This is a genomic window from Pseudorhizobium flavum (genome assembly GCF_044142885.1).
GTDB classification, from domain to species: domain Bacteria; phylum Pseudomonadota; class Alphaproteobacteria; order Rhizobiales; family Rhizobiaceae; genus Neorhizobium; species Neorhizobium flavum.
Genome location: NZ_JBIOKZ010000008.1, coordinates 1 through 17,578 on the forward strand (window position 1 = coordinate 1; position 17,578 = coordinate 17,578).

Below are 17,578 nucleotides of genomic sequence, written 5' to 3' on the forward strand. Positions count from 1 at the left end.
TGGAGATCATGACGGTTCAGCTCGAGGGGCCTCGGGCGGGCGAGGTGCTGGTGGAGGTGAAGGCGACCGGCATCTGCCATACCGACGACTTCACGCTGTCGGGCGCCGACCCCGAGGGTCTGTTCCCGGCGATCCTCGGTCATGAAGGTGCAGGCATCGTGGTCGATGTCGGCCCGGGCGTCACCTCGGTCAAGAAGGGCGACCACGTCATTCCGCTCTACACCCCCGAATGCCGCGAATGCCCCTCCTGCCTCTCGCGCAAGACGAACCTGTGCACCGCCATCCGCTCCACCCAGGGCCAGGGCGTCATGCCGGACGGCACATCGCGCTTTTCCATCAACGGCGAGAAGCTGCACCACTACATGGGCTGCTCGACCTTCGCCAACTATACGGTCCTGCCGGAGATCGCCGTCGCCAAGGTCAATCCCGACGCTCCCTTCGACAAGATCTGCTATATCGGCTGCGGCGTGACGACCGGCATCGGCGCCGTCATCAACACCGCCAAGGTGGAGATCGGTTCGACCGCGATCGTCTTCGGGCTTGGTGGCATAGGCCTGAACGTCATCCAGGGCCTGCGCCTTGCCGGCGCCGACATGATCATCGGCGTCGACCTCAACAACGACAAGAAGGAGTGGGGCGAGCGCTTCGGCATGACCCATTTCGTCAACCCGAAGGAGGTGGGCGAGGACATCGTCCCTTACCTCGTCAACATGACGAAGCGCGGCGCCGACCAGATCGGCGGTGCCGACTACACCTTTGACTGCACCGGCAATACGAAGGTCATGCGCCAGGCGCTGGAGGCCTCGCATCGCGGCTGGGGCAAGTCGGTCATCATCGGGGTGGCCGGTGCCGGCCAGGAGATCTCCACCCGACCCTTCCAGCTCGTCACCGGCCGTACCTGGATGGGCACGGCCTTCGGTGGCGCGCGCGGGCGCACCGACGTGCCGAAGATCGTCGACTGGTACATGGAGGGCAAGATCGAGATCGACCCGATGATCACCCACACCATGGGACTGGAGGACATCAACAAGGGCTTCGAGCTCATGCATGGCGGACAGAGCATCAGGAGCGTCGTCGTCTATTGATGGAGGGTGCGCCATACCGGGCGGACGTGCGGCGGCTTGAGGAGTTCCCTGCCCTCGAGCTCTACGAGATGCTCAAGCTCCGCGTCGACGTCTTCGTTGTCGAACAGGACTGCGCCTATCCCGAACTCGACGGCAAGGACCGGGAGGCGCTGCATCTTCGGCTGCTCGATGGTCAGCAGCTTCTTGCCTGCGCAAGGCTTTGGCAGCCGCATGGCGCACCGCCGAGGATTGGCCGCGTCGCTGTCTCACCCGCCCATCGGGGAAAGCGTCTCGGCGAAGCCCTGATGCGAGAGGCGATCGCCGAATGCGAGACACGGTTCGCGGACCAGCCGATCGCGATTTCGGCCCAGAGCCACCTGCAGGAATTCTACCGGGGGCTTGGCTTCCTCGTCACCTCCGAGGAATATGTGGAGGACGGCATCCCGCACATCGACATGGAAAGAGCCGCCTCGTGATCTACGTAGATGCCGATGCCTGTCCCGTGAAGCCGGAGATCCTCAAGGTCGCCGAACGCCACGGGCTGAAGGTAACGCTTGTTGCGAATTCCGGTCTTCGCCCTTCGCGCGATCCGATGGTGACTAATGTCATCGTATCGGGCGCCTTCGACGCTGCTGACGACTGGATAGCCGAGCGGGCGGGAAGCGGCGACATCGTGGTTACGGCCGACGTGCCGCTCGCCGGACGCTGCGTCGGCAACGGCGCCCTTGTCACCGGTCCGACGGGCCGCATCTTTGACCAGACGAACATCGGCATGGCGACGGCCATGCGCGATCTCGGCCAGCATCTGAGAGAGACCGGCGAGAGCAAGGGCTACAATGCCGCCTTCAGCCCACGGGATCGATCGCAGTTCCTGGAAACCCTCGACCGGCTCTGCCGCCGTGCCAAGACCCACGCGCCACCTGGAGATCAACCATGAAAGTCATTTCCCAGAACACGGCCTTCGACGGCATGCAGGGCGTCTACGCCCATGAGTCCAACGCGTGCAAATGCGAGATGACCTTCGCGGTCTTCGTGCCACCGCAGGCGATCAGTGAGCCTCGCCCCGTCCTTTGGTACCTGTCCGGCCTCACCTGCACCCATGCCAATGTCATGGAAAAGGGCGAATACCGCCGCCTCGCCTCCGAACTCGGCCTCATCATCGTCTGCCCCGACACCAGCCCGCGCGGCAATGACGTGCCGGACGAACTGACCAACTGGCAGATGGGAAAGGGCGCTGGCTTCTATCTCGACGCCACCGAGAAGCCTTGGGCCGAGCACTACCAGATGTACAGCTACATCACGGAGGAACTGCCCTCTCTGATCAGCCAGCACTTCCGCGCCGACATGAGCCGGCAGGGGATCTTCGGACACTCAATGGGTGGGCACGGAGCGATGACGATCGCGCTCAAGAACCCTGATCGCTTCAAGAGCTGCTCCGCCTTCGCCCCAATCGTGCAACCTTCGACGGCCGACTGGTCCGCCCCGGCGTTCGAAAAATACCTCGGAGCCGACCAGAACGCATGGCGCCGATATGATGCCTGCGCCCTCGTGGAGGATGGTGCCCGCTTTCCGGAGTTCCTGATCGACCAGGGCAAGGCGGACAGTTTCCTGGAGGACGGGCTGCGTCCCTGGCTGTTCGAAGAGGCCATCAAGGGAACGGACATCGTCTTGACGCTGCGCATGCATGAACGCTACGACCACTCCTATTACTTCATTTCGACGTTCATGGAGGATCACCTCACGTGGCACGCAAAGAGGCTGGGCTGTCTCTAGGCATGGCTCCCATGCCGGACGGGCGGTTGCCGCCAGCTGCGAAGGTCACCATATATCGAGCAGGCAGACGACTGCCGCCGGGCCAGCCCGGTCACCTCCGCGGGGACGGCCTCGCTCCTGAAACGGAGTAAGGCAATGGCCTGGACACTTCTGACGCTTGCTGGACTTTTCGAGATCGGCTGGGCGATCGGCCTCAAATATACCGAAGGCTTCACCCGGCCACTCCCCACGCTGCTCACCCTCGCTGCCATGGTGGTGTCGGTGGTGCTCCTTGGACTTGCCATCCGCTCCCTTCCCGTCGGCACCGCCTATGCCGTCTGGACCGGCATCGGGACCGTCGGCACCGTCATCCTCGGCATCGTCCTGTTTGCGGAACCTGCCTCGGCGCTTCGCCTAGGCTGCATCGCCATGATCATTGCAGGAATCGTCGGGCTGAAGGTCGCGTCCGGCTAGGGGGCGGCAAAGAGCGCCGTTGCAAGTGTGACCGGCCCTTCACGGGTCAGGCGAAACTCGCTCGCGATGCGAGCGGCAATCTTCTCCGCCAGCAGCAGTTCAAGGGGTTCACGCCGGAGCGAGAAGACGGACGTGGTGAATGTCCCCTCGGCAATCGTCTCTCCGTTCGCAACCGCGACTGCTTCGACCGTGACTGTCGCCTCGCGCTTTCCGCCAAGCAAGGCCGGGACCGCTTTGTGGTGTTCGACGCGAATCGCTAGGATGGCGCGGGGGAGAACGCGACCGCGCATCGTTGTCAGGATCGCATCGTTCACCAGCCTGTCCGTCTCCGTGACCAGCAACGCCGGCACGTCTTCTCTCGCCGTCACGAAGGCCGCACGCACGTCGTAGAGCAGCGCCTCGCGCTCGGCCGCCGCCGGCTGCAGCCGGAACGACATCAGCAGCGGCAGGGTCACCAGAAGAATGCAGAGCGCAAGTGGGCGGACAGACATGGATCATCCCGGAAAAACTCCGGGGATCATCCGTGGCCGCAGTTAGCGAAGGCTTAAGCCGGCTGCCGAAGGTTCTTGAAGGCTGCTACAGACGCCCTGAATTCTTCGTGGCGCCGCTCGCGGCGCAGACGCGCCTCCGCATCCACGCCCCAGTGCTCTTCCGTCCAGTCCTCGTCGAGATGGGCGAGCGACCAAGCCTCGTCTGCGGAAAGACGACCTTCCGCGAATGCCAATGCAAGGATCGCAGAGCCGGTCAGGGTGGTCACCGTATGGAGACAGGCGAGCTCGATCGGCGAGTCGTACTTTCGCAGCGTGACCGCGAACGCACTGGTCGCTTCGCGTGGCTGCTCCTGCGGCATGACACCCTCGATCAGGATGAAGCGTGCGCCAAGTTGGCTGGCCGCCCAGTCGATCAGCGGATCCCAGCGCTCGCATTGCCGCGCCACCAGCTCCTCCGGAGCATCGGCGCGGTAGCACAGCAGGTCGCTGGCCGAAAAACGCAGGATATCCTCAAAAACCGCCTGCGGATCGAGTGCCACACCGTCAATCGCGGTATTCACCAGTTTCGTGACCGGCATGGTCTGCGGATCGACCGACTCGCCCTGCGCGTCCCATTCGGCCCGCATCAGTTCGGCAAGCCCTGCAGTGGGTGCAGTCAGCGGGTTCTTCGCCGGCGTCCGCACCGGCCGGCCGTCGAGCAGAATCACATAGCCACCCTCCTCCCGGCCGACGGACACCTGCTTGTAGAAGCGCTTCGGCAAGGGCCGCTTCATCTGGATCTGCGCCCGCCGGGTCGGATCCGGATGGCTCGTCCCCTCAAGATCTTTGAACTCGTCTCGCATCAGAAACCTCAGCCGATATGGGCCAGCAACTCGCTCGGGTGGTCAACGACCGCATCCGCTCCGGCGTTCCAGAGATCCTGGACGGACGCATAGCCCCAGGAGACTCCGATTGCCGTGGCACCGGCCGCTTTCGCCATCTGCATGTCGTAGACGGCATCACCGATTACCTTCGTCACGCCCGGCACCATCCCCGTCTCGTCGCAGCATTCCGTCACCATTGCGGGATGCGGCTTCGAGGGGCAGTCGTCTGCCGTTCGAGACACCACGAAGTACTTGCCGAACCCGTGCGTCTCCATGATGAGATCCAGTCCGCGGCGAGACTTGCCCGTGACTGCCCCGATGAGCAGATCGTCTCGCGGCCCGATCTTATCGATCAACTCCCGGATGCCCGGGAACAACGGTTCGCGGAAATCAAGGTCCCGTCGCACCTCGGAAAACAGCGACTTGTAGTAGGCCATCATCGCCACTTCCTCGTCGCCCGCATGCGGGCGCCCCAGCATGCGTGCAATGGCAATATCGAGAGTCAGGCCGATGATCGCCTTCGTCGCCTCCACCTTCGGCTCCGGCTTGTCGAAATGCAGGAAGGTCCGGCGCATCGTCTCGTGGATCAGCGACACGCTGTCGACCAGAGTGCCGTCGCAATCAAAGAGGATGAGTTTCATTCGTCGGCACTCCCGCCGCTCTCCAGGTCGAAGCCGAGCAGGTTCCAGCTCTGGACCATGTGCGGCGGCAGCGGCGCCGTCACCTTCAGGCGGCCACCCGAGGGATGCGGGATGTCGATATGACGGGCATGCAGATGCAGCCGCTTTTGGATACCGCCGGGGAACGGCCAGTTGATGTCGTCATCGAAATATTTCGGATCGCCGATGATCGGGTGCCCGATATGCAGGGCATGGACGCGCAGCTGATGCGTTCTGCCGGTATAGGGCTCCATCTCCAGCCAGGCCATGGTCTGTGCGGCTGTCTCAAGCACGCGATAGAAGGAAACCGCATGGTCGGCGCCGGTCTCCCCGTGCTTGGCAATGCGCATGCGATCGCCGTCCGGCGTCTGCTCCTTGACGAGCCAGGTCGAGATTTTGTCCTCGTGCTTGCGCGGCACGCCCTTCACCAGGGCCCAATACGTCTTCTTGGTGTCGCGTTCGCGAAAGGCCGCCGTCAGCTTCTGTGCCGCCCCGCGCGTGCGGGCAATGACCAGCACGCCGGAGGTGTCACGGTCCAGGCGATGGACGAGCCGCGGCTTCTCACCCTTCGGACTGGTCCAGGCATCCAGCATCTGGTCGATGTGACGCGTGACGCCGGAGCCACCCTGGACCGCCAACCCCGCCGGCTTGTTGAGGACGATCACCTTGTCATCCTCGTGCAACACCATGCGCTGCAACAGCTCGTAGTCGCTGGAATGCTTGAGATCCTTGCCGGCGATGGGGCCGGCCTTCTTCGTATCGACATCCAGCGGCGGGACGCGCACCGTCTGCCCGGGCTGGACACGGGCGTCGGATTTCACCCGCCCCCCATCGACACGCACCTGGCCCGAGCGCAGCAGTTTCTGCAGCGCGCCAAAGCCGAGACCGGGATAATGGACCTTGAACCAACGGTCCAGGCGCATGCCCGCTTCGTCCGCCTCAACGCGGATGTGCTCGATGCCCGCCATGATGTTCTTTCGTTCTTCTTTGGTTTGACCGGTCTTTAGAACATCGACCGACCAAGCGCCAGCCCGCCCATCACCGCCGCCAGCGAGATCCCGACGCTACCGAGGATATAGGCGGCGGCCGCTCCAGTCGCACCGCGCTCGAAAAGTACGAGGGCATCAAGCGAGAAGGCGGAAAAGGTGGTGAAGCCGCCAAGGAAGCCCGTCACGAGCAACAGCCGCATCTCCAAGGAGGCGTCCAGCTTTCGGGCGATCAGTTCGGCCAGAACACCGATGGCAAAGGAGCCCAGCACGTTCACGATCATGGTGCCCCACGGAAACGACGGGCCCAGCAGGCGAATGCTCCAGTGTCCGACCAGGTAGCGGAGAACGGAGCCGGTGGCGCCGCCGGCGGCGACGAGAAGCAGATGCAGCATCAACAGGCGATCCGACAGAAAAACGAACAATGATTAAAACCCTAACGAATTCCTTAACAGGGAACCAAGCCGCCCCCCATTAGATTCTAGGCTGGAGTAGTGGATAAACTCACATGACCCTGGTTGTTTCAGTCTCGGCGAACACGGCGGCTTACGCAGCAGATGCGTTGAAGCCTGCGCGCCGTCTGTCGGCCAAGGACGAGGCCCAGGACGCCAGGGTGATCGCGGATCGGGGAAATTTGCGTGCTAAAACGGGCGATGCAACCATCGACCAACTCATCCCGGCATCCACTGTCGATTTCGATCTGCTTGCTCCCAATTATCGCATGGGTCAGCAGGCAACACTTGCGCAGGTCCAGGCCGCTTATCGCAACCTGGAGGATTGAAACTCCACCTTCAGCACCCGATCGCTCAGTTCAGATACTGGCGCCGCCCCGCAGAACGCCGAGGCGTTGACAGTCGCTGCTTACAGTTGATGCGCCTTGGGCGGTCCACCCGAACGCTCGCCGGTCACATGACGCGTAGCGACCACTCAACGATCTCCGCGCCGACCTTGGCGAAAGCCCGGTCAAGAGCCGCGATGAAGTCGCGGTTTTCCGATCCCGACACCGGCACGCTTCCCGTAAATACCTGTTGAGCCCGTACGGTGCCGTTGCGATCGTTGAGTATCTTCACCGAGATCTCGACCTTCGCCATGTCGGGGCCGCTGGTATCGACTTCGAAGGTGCGGATATCGGTGACGACCTGGTAATCGATGGCAAGGCCCTGCCCCGGCTTGCCGACGCCGCCCAGCCGGCCGCTGTTCTCGAAGGCCTCCACCAGCTTGGACTGGACCATGCGTGGCAGACGATCGCCCCATTGCGACTTCGCAAGATACTGGATTTCTGCCTGGGAGACACGAACCACCACCTGCTCGCTGTCCAGCGATTTCAGCGCCGTCGGCTCCGGAACGAGGATCTGGCGCCCGCGCGCCGCCGGGCCCGTGCTTGCCGGGGTTATCGACAGGTCGAAGGTGTCATTGCTGGCCTTCGATCCACAGCCGGTGGCGAGAAGCGCCACCAGTGGCAGGACCGCCCAATGCTTCCAGGTCATGCGAACTTCGCTCCTATCGACGCGTCCTGCCGTCATATTGCTTCACCGTTTCCCCGCCGAAGATGATCCGCTGCGGGTTCTCGTCGAAATTGCTGATGGTATCGTTCAGGCTGCGGACTGTCCGTCTGGTGTCGTCCACCAGCGTTTGGATATCCCGGAGGCCCGAGGCCGAGAAGCGCTGGAGGTTGTCGGCAATCGGCCCCACCCGCGCATTGATGTTGTCCGCAACGGTGCGGAACGACTCAAGCGTGCGCCGCGCTTCGGTGAACAGCGATTCGGAGTCGTCGCTCGTCAGGAGGCCATCCACCTTGGCGAGGATTCCATCGACGCGGTTCGACGCATTGTTGAGCTTTTGGGCCAGATCGGTGAAATCACCGATCGCCCGATCGATATCCTCCCGGCGGGCGGCGACATCATCGACGATGCCGCGGGCGGACGAGATCGCCGTTCTAGCATCCTCGCTGGCGGCGGTGATGTTGTTGACGGCGGTGCCGATGTTTTGCGTGTCGATCGCCGCCATGAGCTGGTCCGCGCGTTTCAGAACCGATTGGGCATCCTCGGTGGCGCGCTGGAAACCGGACGCGGCTTCCCGGACGCTCCGGGCGATCTCATCCAGATTGTCCGATGCGTCGGCGATATTCCGCGTGGTCCGCTCGGCGTTCGAGACGACCTGATTGACCTTCTCCGCATCGACGGCCCGGACCAGTTCTTCAGCCGCCTCAAGTGTCGAATCCAGCCGCTCGGAAACGCGGTTGAATGTGCCCGAAAGCGTCGACATGCTGCCCAGGAACTCGTCGATTGCACCGGAATTGTTGCTGAGCGAGGCCGTGAATGTCTCGGCGTTTCGGATCGTCTGGGTGAGCGGCCCGCGAGAATCGGCGACGAAGCCCTGGATGTCGCCGATTGCCTGGTTCGCCCGGTCCAGGATCTTATCGGCAGTAGCCAGGAGATTGGTCACGCTCGACTGGTCGGCGATGAGGACGGCCGGACGCTCGGTCTCGATCGCCTTCTGCAGGATGTTCTCCTCGCCCTTGTTGCCGCCTGATAGCTCGATATAGGCAGCCCCCGTGAGGCCCTGCACTTCGAGAACCGCGCGTGTCGAGGGGTAGACCGGCGCGTCGGCGCGGACTTCCGTGAAGGCGATAGAATACTGGGGATCGTCCGGATCGATCGAAAGGTTGCGCACCGAGCCGACCGGGATGCCGTTGAAGCGCACCGGGGAGCCGACCGACAAACCGTTTGCGGATCCGGGAATGCGGATGGCCAATTCGGCCATCGGTCCGCCGCGACCCGACTGCGCCATCCAGTAGACAAATCCGAAGGCGGCGGCGATCACCAGGAGGGTGAAGAACCCGACGATCGCGTAGTTGGCTTTGGTTTCCATGGCCTCAGATCACTTCTTTTCAGGATGCGCGGAAGGCGCGTCCGGTCTCACGACCGAACGGGCACGCTTGCCGCGGAAGTAGGATTGAACCCACGGATCATCGAATGCGAACATGTCCTCCAGCGTCCCTTCCACCAATACCCGCTTCTGTCCGAGGACTGCAATACGGTCGCACACGGAAAAAAGGCTGTCGAGGTCATGGGTTACCATGTAGACGGTGAGGCCGAGCGTATCGCGCAGCCGGGCAATCAGCATATCGAAATCCGCGGCCCCGATCGGGTCGAGGCCCGATGTCGGCTCGTCCAGGAAAACGAGATCAGGATCGAGCGCCAGCGCCCGCGCCAATGCTGCTCTCTTGATCATGCCACCGGAGAGTTCGGACGGATATTTGTCGGCGGCGTCCGGAGCAAGCCCCACCATCTCGATCTTCAGGTAGGCGAGCTCATCCATCAGCGACTGCGGCAGGTCGAGGTACTCGCGCATCGGCAACTGGATGTTTTCCTTGACCGTCAGCGAGGAGAACAGGGCGCCATGCTGGAAAAGCACGCCAAGCCTCGTGTCGAGGGCCATCCGCTGCTGCTCGTCGGCCTTGTCGTAGTCCGTTCCGAGGATTTCTATGCTGCCCGAGCGGCGCGGCAGAAGCCGCAGGACGGTGCGCATCAGTACGGATTTGCCCGTCCCGGAGGCCCCGACAAACCCCAGGATCTCGCCGCGATAGATGTCGAGGTTCAGCTTGTCGAGCACGATGTTGGAGCCGAAGCCGACGGTGACATCGCGGACGGACAGTACCACCTGCCTGCCCTGTAGATCCTGTTGCTGCAAATCCGTTTCCCTCACTCCGCCGCTCCTAGAAGTCGATCGCGGAGTAGAAGATCGCGAAGAAGGCATCCATGACGATCACCGCGAAGATCGACTTCACCACCGACGCGGTGACGTGGCGGCCGAGCGACTCTGCGCTGCCCCCTACCTTCATGCCTTCGACGGCGGCGACGATGCCGATCGCCAGCGCCATGAACGGCGCCTTGATCATGCCGGACGCCACCGAGGTATGGTCGATCGCCTCGTGCAGGCGCGACAGGAAGGTATCGAACGTGATGCCGGAATAGGTGAGCGCGACAACCGCAGCGCCGTACAAAGCAGAGAAATTCGCGATGATCGTCAGCAGCGGCAGCACGATCGTCAGCGCGACCAGGCGGGGGAAGATCAGGACGCCGACCGGGTTGAGCCCGATGACCGTCAGCGCATCGATCTCTTCGCGCATCTTCATCGAGCCGATCTCGGCGGTGATCGCGCTGCCGGAGCGGCCCGCGATCATGATCGCCGTGAGAAGCACGCCGATCTCGCGCAGTTGCAGGATGCCCACAAGGTCGACGACAAAGATCTCGGCACCGAAATAACGCAGCTGGAAGGCGCCCTGCTGCGCGATGATGGCACCGATCAGGAAGGACATCAGCATGATGATCGGCACCGCGCGGACGCCCATGTGGTCGATCTGGTTGACGACAGATGCAGGGGAAACGCCGCCACCGCGGCCAAGCTTCATCTGAGCACCCCGGACCGCTGATCCGAGGATGTGCATGGCGGCTACTGCGTCGCCGGCCAGTTCGCTCACGAGCTTGCCTATCGGCGCGAAGATGCGTTCGAAGAGAGAGGCGCGCGGACCGGGTGATGCAGTTGGCGCCGGAGCCTTTTCAGGCAGGACTGCAATCAGCTCGTCGATCGCACCGTGCGCCCCCGACAGCGAGACCTCGCGTCCCTGCTCCTGCTTGGCACTGATGAGGCGACGGATCAGCCAGGCGCCGGCAGTATCAATCGCCTGTACCTCGGAAACGTCGATATCCACCCTGCCGCGCCCGGAGGACTTCTCGAGCCGCTCGAGCGTGCCGAGCACGTCGGAAATGCTGTGGTTGCGCCAGTCACCCCGCGCGACGAATCGCTCGCCATCAGCCCCGGGCATCGCTTCGGCTGCCATCTCGGCGATGCTGATTTCGAGGGACTGGGGCGGCACTGGCTTCTTTCGTCAATTGGCGCGGCAATGCCGATGACAGGTTGATCAGGTGAGACGAGCGGCAATATAACGTGGCCGTCTGGAAATACCACTTATGGGACGTTCAAAAGCATGCGCCGTAACCTTGAGGCCACAATAGAAGCCTTCCCGATTGCCGGCCTCTTCACGATCTCCCGCGGATCCAAGACCGAAGCCGAGGTCATCACCTGCTCGATCTCAGCCGACGGCTTCTCCGGCCGGGGAGAATGCGTCCCTTACCGGCGCTACGGCGAGACGGTGGAACAGGTCCTCGCTGACGTCCTTGCGGTCAGGCCCGCGATCGCTGCGGGCGCGAACCGGATCGAGATCCAGTCGCTGATGAAGCCTGGCGCGGCGCGCAACGCCGTCGACTGCGCACTTTGGGACCTGGAGGCCAAGCTGACTGGAACCCTGGTCGCCGAAAGGCTCGGCGTCGTGCCGCATCCGATCACGACGGCCTTCACGCTGTCGCTCGCCGAACCGGATGCCATGGCCGCGGCGGCTGCGCAACATGCTCATCGGCCGCTGCTCAAGGTCAAGCTGGGGACGACTGACGACACGTCCAGGATGCGGGCGGTGCGGGAGGCAGCACCAGCAAGCCGCATCATCGTCGATGCCAACGAGGGATGGACGGAGCAGAACCTCGAGGAGCATCTCCACGTCGCCCAGGAGATGCGAATCGACCTGATCGAACAACCCCTGCCGGCGGGGGAAGATGCGTTGCTGGCACGGATCGAAAGGCTGGTACCCATCTGTGCCGACGAGAGCGTCCACGCCACGGCGGACCTTGCCGGTCTTCGCGACCGATACGATGCGGTGAACATCAAGCTCGACAAGACCGGGGGACTGACCGAGGCGCTGCACATGAAGGCGGAAGCCAGGCGGCTCGGTTTTGGGATCATGGTCGGCTGCATGGTCGGCACCTCGCTCGCCATGGCGCCGGCGGCACTCCTGGCGCAGGACGTCGACTATGCCGATCTCGACGGTCCGCTTCTGCTGGCCCGCGACCGGCAACCCGGTCTCGTCTACGAGGGGTCGACGCTCTTTCCGCCGCCCTCGGCACTCTGGGGCTGAAGGCGCGCCGCCAATGCCAGCAGCAACAGGCCGAGCGCGGCGGTCAGGGCCATCGCCGGGTAACTCGCCACTCCGTAACTCCGGTAAAGGGCGCCGGAGAGAAATGTAGCCAATGCGAGGAAGGCGCCATTGTAGAAGAAATAGGTCCCTTGCATCGACGATTCCTGCTCCTCGCGGACGATCTCGACCAGCTTCTGCTGAACACCGATATGCAGGAAGGTGAAGGTGAAGGCGTGCGCCGACTGCAAAAGCAAATACCCCCAGAAACCGAGGGGCATGGGGAAGATCGCCCACCTTGCGACAGCGACAGCACAGCCCAGGCGCATCATGGTCCAGGGCGACAGGTGCCTGGCGATGAAGGCAGACGCAAAGAAGACTCCGATCTCGGCAATCACTGCCGTGCTCCAGAGGATGCCGATCTCCATGCCATCGAAGCCGACCTGCTGCCAGTGGATGGCGCCGAAGGCATAGAACATGGCGTGGCTTGCCTGCGCCACTGAGGCACCGATCATCAGCATGTGCAGGTCGAGCCTTCCCATCGCTCCCAGGCGCCAATTGCGCAGGCCCGCAGAAGGGCGCCGCTTGCGGCCGATCCGGGGAGCAGCAAAGGCGGCCGCGATTGTCATCGCAAAGGCAAGGCAGGCGACGGTCGGAAGGACACCCCCGCCCCAGATGCCGATGAGTTGCCCCATCAGCAGGCTCATGGCGACAAACCCGACCGATCCCCACACCCGCAGAGTCCCATACTGGAATCCCCAGCGCCGCACGCCGCTCACCGCGATCGAATCGACCACCGGGACATAGGCGGCGAAGAAGGCTGCCTGGAGCGCGTAGACGATGAGGACGGGCCAGAACCCGGTGACGGCAAACAGGGCAAGCGCCGTCGTGAAGGAGAGCATGCCTGACCACATCAGTACCTTCGACCGTTCCTGGAGGCGGTCGGCGATGGCCCCGACGATCGGAGCCGTGACAATGCGGACGATCATCGGGATCGCGAGGATCATGCCGATCTCGAACTCGCTGAACTTCAGCGTGTCGAGCCAGACCGGAAAATACGGGAGGATGATGCCGTTGACGCCGATCGGCGCCGCGAATGCTAGCGCGCAGCGCAGTTGGAAGTGCCGAGGCGGCTCGGTCGCAGTGCCAGTGATCACGGGAGCAACAAGGAATCAGGTCCGGGATCACGACCGTAGCACGCGGCCGCGCGCGATCCTGTGGCAGAAAGGCAATGCCCGTTCAGAATGTCGCAAGCGTCAGGCGGCCTTCATGTCGTTGAGGATTTCCGCCGGTACGGGCGAAGGCGCCGGGACGGTATCGAGGCCGTGCCACTGGATCATCTCCATCGTCCCGTCCTGGTGCTCGGCGACGGCCGTACAGCTCTCCACCCAGTCGCCGGTGTTGATGTAATGAATGCCGTCAATGTCCTCCATCACCGCATGATGGATGTGGCCGCAGATCACGCCGTCGACACTGTTACGCCGCGCCTCGTCCGCCACCACCCGCTGGAACTCGCCGATGAAGTTCACGGCCTGCTTGACCTGCAGCTTTGCCCAGGCAGAGAAGGACCAGTAAGGCATGCCGAGCCGCCGGCGGATCGCGGACAGACCGATGTTGATGACGATCGCCGCATCATAGGCCCAGTCACCGAGATGGGCGAGAAGCCGCGCATTGCGGACCACCACGTCGAACTCGTCGCCATGCAGCACCAGGTAGCGCTTTCCATCGCCCGCCTCGTGGATCAAACGCTCGGCAACCTCGATGCCGCCGAAATGGCTGCCGGGGAAGTCGCGCAGGAACTCGTCGTGATTGCCGGGGATATAGACGATGCGCGTTCCCTTGCGGGCCTTGCGGAGCAGCTTCTGCACCACATCGTTGCACCCCTGCGGCCAGTGCCAGCTCCGCTTCAGGCGCCAGCCATCGACAATGTCACCGACCAGGATGATCGTGTCGGCCTCATGGTGGCGAAGGAAGTCGAGGAGCAGATCCGTCCGAGCCGCCTTGGAGCCGAGGTGGACGTCCGAGAGAAAGATGGTGCGGAAATGCCTTGCATTCGCCATCGCGGTCGATGTCCCCTGTCGTTGCGATCCGTGGCTCGCCCCTCAAAACCAGACTCGTGTTTCAGGAACATGACACCTCCCCGCGCCATCCCGCCCTCCTCCCTGCCTGCGGAAATTACTGCTGTTCCGCCGCAATGATTGTTGTAAGGAATGCCTCACAAAGCATTGGACTAAAGACGAATCCGGAGGCGCCAGAGATGCAGGACGACGTAAAGGTGAACGGTACGAGCAAATCAGGCGACCTCGACGAGCAGGCCCTCTTCTTCCACCGTTACCCGCGCCCTGGCAAACTTGAGATCCAGCCGACCAAGCCGCTCGGCAACCAGCGCGACCTGGCGCTCGCCTATTCGCCCGGCGTCGCCGCCCCCTGCCTTGCCATCCGTGACGACCCGAACACCGCAGCCGACTATACGGCCCGAGCCAACCTCGTCGCCGTCATCTCGAACGGAACGGCGGTTCTCGGCCTCGGCAATATCGGCCCACTGGCGTCCAAGCCGGTGATGGAGGGCAAGGCCGTCCTCTTCAAGAAGTTCGCCGGCATCGACGTCTTCGACATCGAGATCGATGCCAACGAGATCGACCGCATGGTCTCGACCATCTCGGCGCTCGAGCCGACCTTCGGCGGCATCAACCTCGAGGACATCAAGTCGCCGGAGTGTTTCGAGGTCGAACGCCAGCTTCGCGAGAAGATGAACATCCCGGTCTTCCACGATGACCAGCATGGCACGGCGATCATCGTCGCCGCGGCCATCCTGAACGGCCTGGAACTTGCCGGCAAGAACATCGCTGAGGTGAAGATCGTCGCCTCCGGTGCCGGCGCGGCCGCCCTCGCCTGCCTCAACCTGCTCGTCTCGCTCGGCGCCCGCAAGGAAAACATCTGGGTCCACGACATCGAAGGCCTCGTCTATCTCGGCCGCGAGACGCTGATGGACCAGTGGAAGGCGATCTATTGCCAGGAGAGCGATAAGCGTAGTCTTCACGAAAGCATCGAAGGTGCCGACGTGTTCCTCGGCCTCTCCGCCGCCGGCGTCCTGAAGCCGGAGCTCTTGGCCAAGATGGCCGACAAGCCGCTCATCATGGCACTCGCCAACCCGACCCCGGAGATCATGCCGCAGCTCGCACGGGAAGCACGTCCTGATGCGATGATCTGCACAGGGCGCTCGGATTTCCCGAACCAGGTGAACAACGTCATCTGCTTCCCCTATATTTTCAGGGGAGCGCTCGACTGCGGCGCCCGCACCATCAACGAGGAGATGAAGATGGCCGCCGTGCAGGCCATTGCCGCGCTGGCGCGCGAGGAAGTCTCGGACGTCGCGGCCCGCGCCTATAGCGGCGAGACCCCCGTCTTCGGCCCCGACTATCTCATCCCCTCGCCCTTCGACCCGCGTCTCATCCTGCGCATCGCGCCGGCCGTCGCGAAGGCCGCGGCGGAAACGGGCGTGGCCTCGCGGCCGATCCAGGACTTCGACGCCTATCTCGACCAGCTGAACCGCTTCGTGTGGCGCTCCGGTTTCGTCATGAAGCCGATCTTCAGCGCCGCAAAGAGCGCCGAGAAGAACCGCGTCATCTTCGCCGAGGGCGAGGACGAGCGCGTGCTGCGGGCCGCGCAGGTTCTGCTGGAGGATCGGACGGCGCGGCCGATCCTGATCGGTCGCCCGAGCGTCATCGAGGCGCGCCTGAAACGCTTCGGCATCCGCATCCGTCCGAACGTCGATTTCGAGGTCGTTAATCCGGAAGACGATCCGCGCTACCGCGACTATGTCGACGACTACTTCTCTCTCGTGGGCCGCGCGGGGGTCAATCCGGAAGCTGCCCGTACCGTCGTCCGCACCAACACGACCGTGATCGGTGCCCTTGCCGTTCGTCGTGGCGAGGCTGACGCGCTCATCTGCGGTGTCGAAGGTCGCTTCGACAAGCACCTGCGTGACGTCAACCAGATCATCGGCAAACGCACGGGCGTTCATGCCTTCTCGGGCATGAGCCTGCTGATCTCCCAGCGCGGCGCGATCTTCTTCACCGACACCTTCGTCACCTACAATCCGTCCGCCGCGGAGATCGCCGAAATGACGATCCTGGCTGCGCAGGAAATCCGCCGCTTCGGGATTACGCCGAAAGCGGCGCTGATCAGCCATTCCAATTTCGGCTCACGCCATTCCGAAAGTGCGGCGAAGATGCGAGAGGCCCTGGCTCTCCTTCGTGAGCAGGCGCCGGAACTGGAAGTGGATGGCGAGATGCAGGGAGGATCGGCGCTGTCGGAGCCGCTGCGCAAGCGCGCCATGCCGGACAGCACCCTCACCGGTGAAGCCAATCTCCTCGTTTTCCCGAATCTCGATGCGGCCAACATCTCGCTCGGGATCGTCAGGACCATGATGGATGCGCTGCATGTCGGCCCCATCCTCCTCGGCGCCGCCCTGCCCGCGCATATCCTTTCGACATCCGTCACCTCGCGCGGCGTCGTCAACATGGCTGCGCTGGCGGTGGTCGAAGCGTCGCAGGGCTGACGGGCCCCTGTTATGACAATCTCAACCGGCGACGTGGATGATTGCCGGGAGAGATCGCTTCGACAGGAGGAGGCATGTTCCTTCGCCTTACCATCACAGCCGCACTGCTGTTCGTTCCGCTGACGGCGACGGCCGAGACGCCGGATATCTGCCGGACGCTGCAGAGGCGGCTTGCGACGCTGCCGCAAGTGATCGGAAGCACGGCGGAGGTTCGTCGGCACGCTGAGGCGCTGCGCTATCATGATGACGAAATCCGTCACTTGCGGACGGAAATGCGGCGCGCGCGCTGCGGTGGCAGCATCGTTACGTTCGGCCGGCAGAACGACCTCTGCGTCGACCTGGCAGGCGCTCTGCGGGAGATGGAAACGGCGCGGGACGCCATCGCCGCACAGCGCGCGGCGGCTCAACGCATCCTGCGCCCAAGCGGAGAGCGTAACGCCATCCTCGCAGCGCTGCAGGAAAACCGCTGTCAGGCTGACGCAGTCCCGGAGCCGGTCCCCGTTGCCGTTGACCCTGCCCCTTCCATCCGGGACGAGGGAGAAGTCAGACCCTATTCCAGCATCACGACCCTGTCCCCCGACGCCGGACGCACTCCCTCGCCGGCCGCCGAGGCGATCGCGGCGCCCCCGCCCCCCGAGCGGCCCTATGACGCGTCGAAGCCGGTGCGAACGGTAGGCCCGGTGTTTCTTCCCGACGACGATCGGATCGACCTCGCCAATCCCGCAAAGGACGGGGCCCAGCCGAGGCAATGACGCGGGCC

General features: G+C 63.6%; 20 protein-coding genes. 9 read left to right on the top strand and 11 right to left on the bottom strand.

All coding sequences use genetic code 11. The annotated features are described in order from the left end of the window. From ACEPP2_RS15345 to sugE, 5 genes are all read left to right on the top strand, one after another. The coding region (locus tag ACEPP2_RS15345) for an S-(hydroxymethyl)glutathione dehydrogenase/class III alcohol dehydrogenase (RefSeq protein ID WP_395517087.1) at positions 1 to 1,085 on the top strand (1,085 nt) is incomplete at its 5' end. After that, complete coding sequence (locus ACEPP2_RS15350) at positions 1,085 to 1,540, top strand: GNAT family N-acetyltransferase (RefSeq protein WP_395517088.1); 456 nt, start codon at positions 1,085 to 1,087, stop codon at positions 1,538 to 1,540. The genes ACEPP2_RS15345 and ACEPP2_RS15350, both read left to right, overlap by 1 nt. Beyond that, complete coding sequence (locus tag ACEPP2_RS15355; RefSeq protein ID WP_395517089.1) at positions 1,537 to 2,001, top strand: YaiI/YqxD family protein; 465 nt, start codon at positions 1,537 to 1,539, stop codon at positions 1,999 to 2,001. The genes ACEPP2_RS15350 and ACEPP2_RS15355 overlap by 4 nt, the downstream gene beginning before the upstream one ends. Then, a complete protein-coding gene (gene fghA, locus ACEPP2_RS15360) occupies positions 1,998 to 2,837 on the top strand; it encodes an S-formylglutathione hydrolase (protein ID WP_395517090.1) in 840 nt (279 codons plus the stop codon). The genes ACEPP2_RS15355 and fghA overlap by 4 nt, the downstream gene beginning before the upstream one ends. Positions 2,838 to 2,972: 135 nt before the next feature. Next, positions 2,973 to 3,290, top strand: a complete 318-nt coding sequence (gene sugE / locus ACEPP2_RS15365; RefSeq protein ID WP_152337379.1) for a quaternary ammonium compound efflux SMR transporter SugE — start codon at positions 2,973 to 2,975, stop codon at positions 3,288 to 3,290. On the opposite strand, the gene ACEPP2_RS15370 is transcribed toward sugE, so the two are convergent. The 5 genes from ACEPP2_RS15370 to crcB are packed head-to-tail and all read right to left on the bottom strand — an operon-like array spanning position 3,287 to position 6,684. After that, a complete protein-coding gene (locus tag ACEPP2_RS15370; RefSeq protein WP_395517091.1) occupies positions 3,287 to 3,781 on the bottom strand; it encodes a hypothetical protein in 495 nt (164 codons plus the stop codon). The genes sugE and ACEPP2_RS15370 overlap by 4 nt on opposite strands. Positions 3,782 to 3,834: 53 nt before the next feature. Next, a complete protein-coding gene (locus ACEPP2_RS15375) occupies positions 3,835 to 4,623 on the bottom strand; it encodes an ATP12 family chaperone protein (RefSeq protein WP_395517092.1) in 789 nt (262 codons plus the stop codon). A gap of 8 nt (positions 4,624 to 4,631) precedes the next feature. Next, the gene (locus ACEPP2_RS15380) at positions 4,632 to 5,285 is read right to left on the bottom strand and encodes an HAD family hydrolase (RefSeq protein WP_281977397.1); all 654 of its coding nucleotides are present in this window, start codon (positions 5,283 to 5,285) and stop codon (positions 4,632 to 4,634) included. After that, positions 5,282 to 6,271 (bottom strand): RluA family pseudouridine synthase, encoded by a 990-nt coding sequence (locus tag ACEPP2_RS15385; protein ID WP_281977396.1) that lies wholly within the window; start codon positions 6,269 to 6,271, stop codon positions 5,282 to 5,284. The genes ACEPP2_RS15380 and ACEPP2_RS15385 overlap by 4 nt, the downstream gene beginning before the upstream one ends. A gap of 35 nt (positions 6,272 to 6,306) precedes the next feature. After that, positions 6,307 to 6,684, bottom strand: a complete 378-nt coding sequence (crcB, locus tag ACEPP2_RS15390) for a fluoride efflux transporter CrcB (RefSeq protein ID WP_395517093.1) — start codon at positions 6,682 to 6,684, stop codon at positions 6,307 to 6,309. A gap of 113 nt (positions 6,685 to 6,797) precedes the next feature. On the opposite strand from crcB, the gene ACEPP2_RS15395 reads away from it, so the two are divergent. Next, positions 6,798 to 7,070 (top strand): hypothetical protein, encoded by a 273-nt coding sequence (locus ACEPP2_RS15395; protein WP_395517094.1) that lies wholly within the window; start codon positions 6,798 to 6,800, stop codon positions 7,068 to 7,070. Between the two features lie 124 nt (positions 7,071 to 7,194). Here the strand turns inward: ACEPP2_RS15395 and ACEPP2_RS15400 are convergent, their stop codons facing one another. Genes ACEPP2_RS15400 through ACEPP2_RS15415 form a run of 4 tightly spaced genes read right to left on the bottom strand, consistent with a single transcriptional unit; the run spans position 7,195 to position 11,117 of the window. Further along, entirely contained in the window at positions 7,195 to 7,776 is a 582-nt protein-coding gene (locus tag ACEPP2_RS15400; RefSeq protein ID WP_281977393.1) for an ABC-type transport auxiliary lipoprotein family protein, read from the bottom strand. 13 nt (positions 7,777 to 7,789) lie between these two features. After that, the gene (locus tag ACEPP2_RS15405) at positions 7,790 to 9,160 is read right to left on the bottom strand and encodes an MlaD family protein (protein WP_395517095.1); all 1,371 of its coding nucleotides are present in this window, start codon (positions 9,158 to 9,160) and stop codon (positions 7,790 to 7,792) included. Between the two features lie 9 nt (positions 9,161 to 9,169). After that, a complete protein-coding gene (locus ACEPP2_RS15410; protein ID WP_395517096.1) occupies positions 9,170 to 9,997 on the bottom strand; it encodes an ABC transporter ATP-binding protein in 828 nt (275 codons plus the stop codon). 10 nt (positions 9,998 to 10,007) lie between these two features. After that, on the bottom strand, positions 10,008 to 11,117 hold the full coding sequence (locus tag ACEPP2_RS15415) for an ABC transporter permease (protein ID WP_395517196.1): 1,110 nt from the start codon (positions 11,115 to 11,117) through the stop codon (positions 10,008 to 10,010). Between the two features lie 162 nt (positions 11,118 to 11,279). Between ACEPP2_RS15415 and dgcA the strand changes: the two genes are divergently transcribed. Then, complete coding sequence (gene dgcA / locus ACEPP2_RS15420; RefSeq protein WP_395517097.1) at positions 11,280 to 12,260, top strand: N-acetyl-D-Glu racemase DgcA; 981 nt, start codon at positions 11,280 to 11,282, stop codon at positions 12,258 to 12,260. Here dgcA and ACEPP2_RS15425 read toward each other — a convergent pair. Further along, positions 12,212 to 13,414, bottom strand: coding sequence for an MFS transporter (locus ACEPP2_RS15425; protein WP_395517098.1), 1,203 nt, complete (start codon positions 13,412 to 13,414; stop codon positions 12,212 to 12,214). The genes dgcA and ACEPP2_RS15425 overlap by 49 nt on opposite strands. Before the next feature lie 99 nt (positions 13,415 to 13,513). After that, positions 13,514 to 14,317, bottom strand: a complete 804-nt coding sequence (locus ACEPP2_RS15430; RefSeq protein WP_395517099.1) for a UDP-2,3-diacylglucosamine diphosphatase — start codon at positions 14,315 to 14,317, stop codon at positions 13,514 to 13,516. Between the two features lie 197 nt (positions 14,318 to 14,514). Between ACEPP2_RS15430 and ACEPP2_RS15435 the strand changes: the two genes are divergently transcribed. Beyond that, complete coding sequence (locus tag ACEPP2_RS15435) at positions 14,515 to 16,818, top strand: NADP-dependent malic enzyme (RefSeq protein ID WP_395517100.1); 2,304 nt, start codon at positions 14,515 to 14,517, stop codon at positions 16,816 to 16,818. 74 nt (positions 16,819 to 16,892) lie between these two features. After that, complete coding sequence (locus ACEPP2_RS15440) at positions 16,893 to 17,570, top strand: hypothetical protein (protein WP_395517101.1); 678 nt, start codon at positions 16,893 to 16,895, stop codon at positions 17,568 to 17,570. Positions 17,571 to 17,578 lie beyond the last annotated feature (8 nt).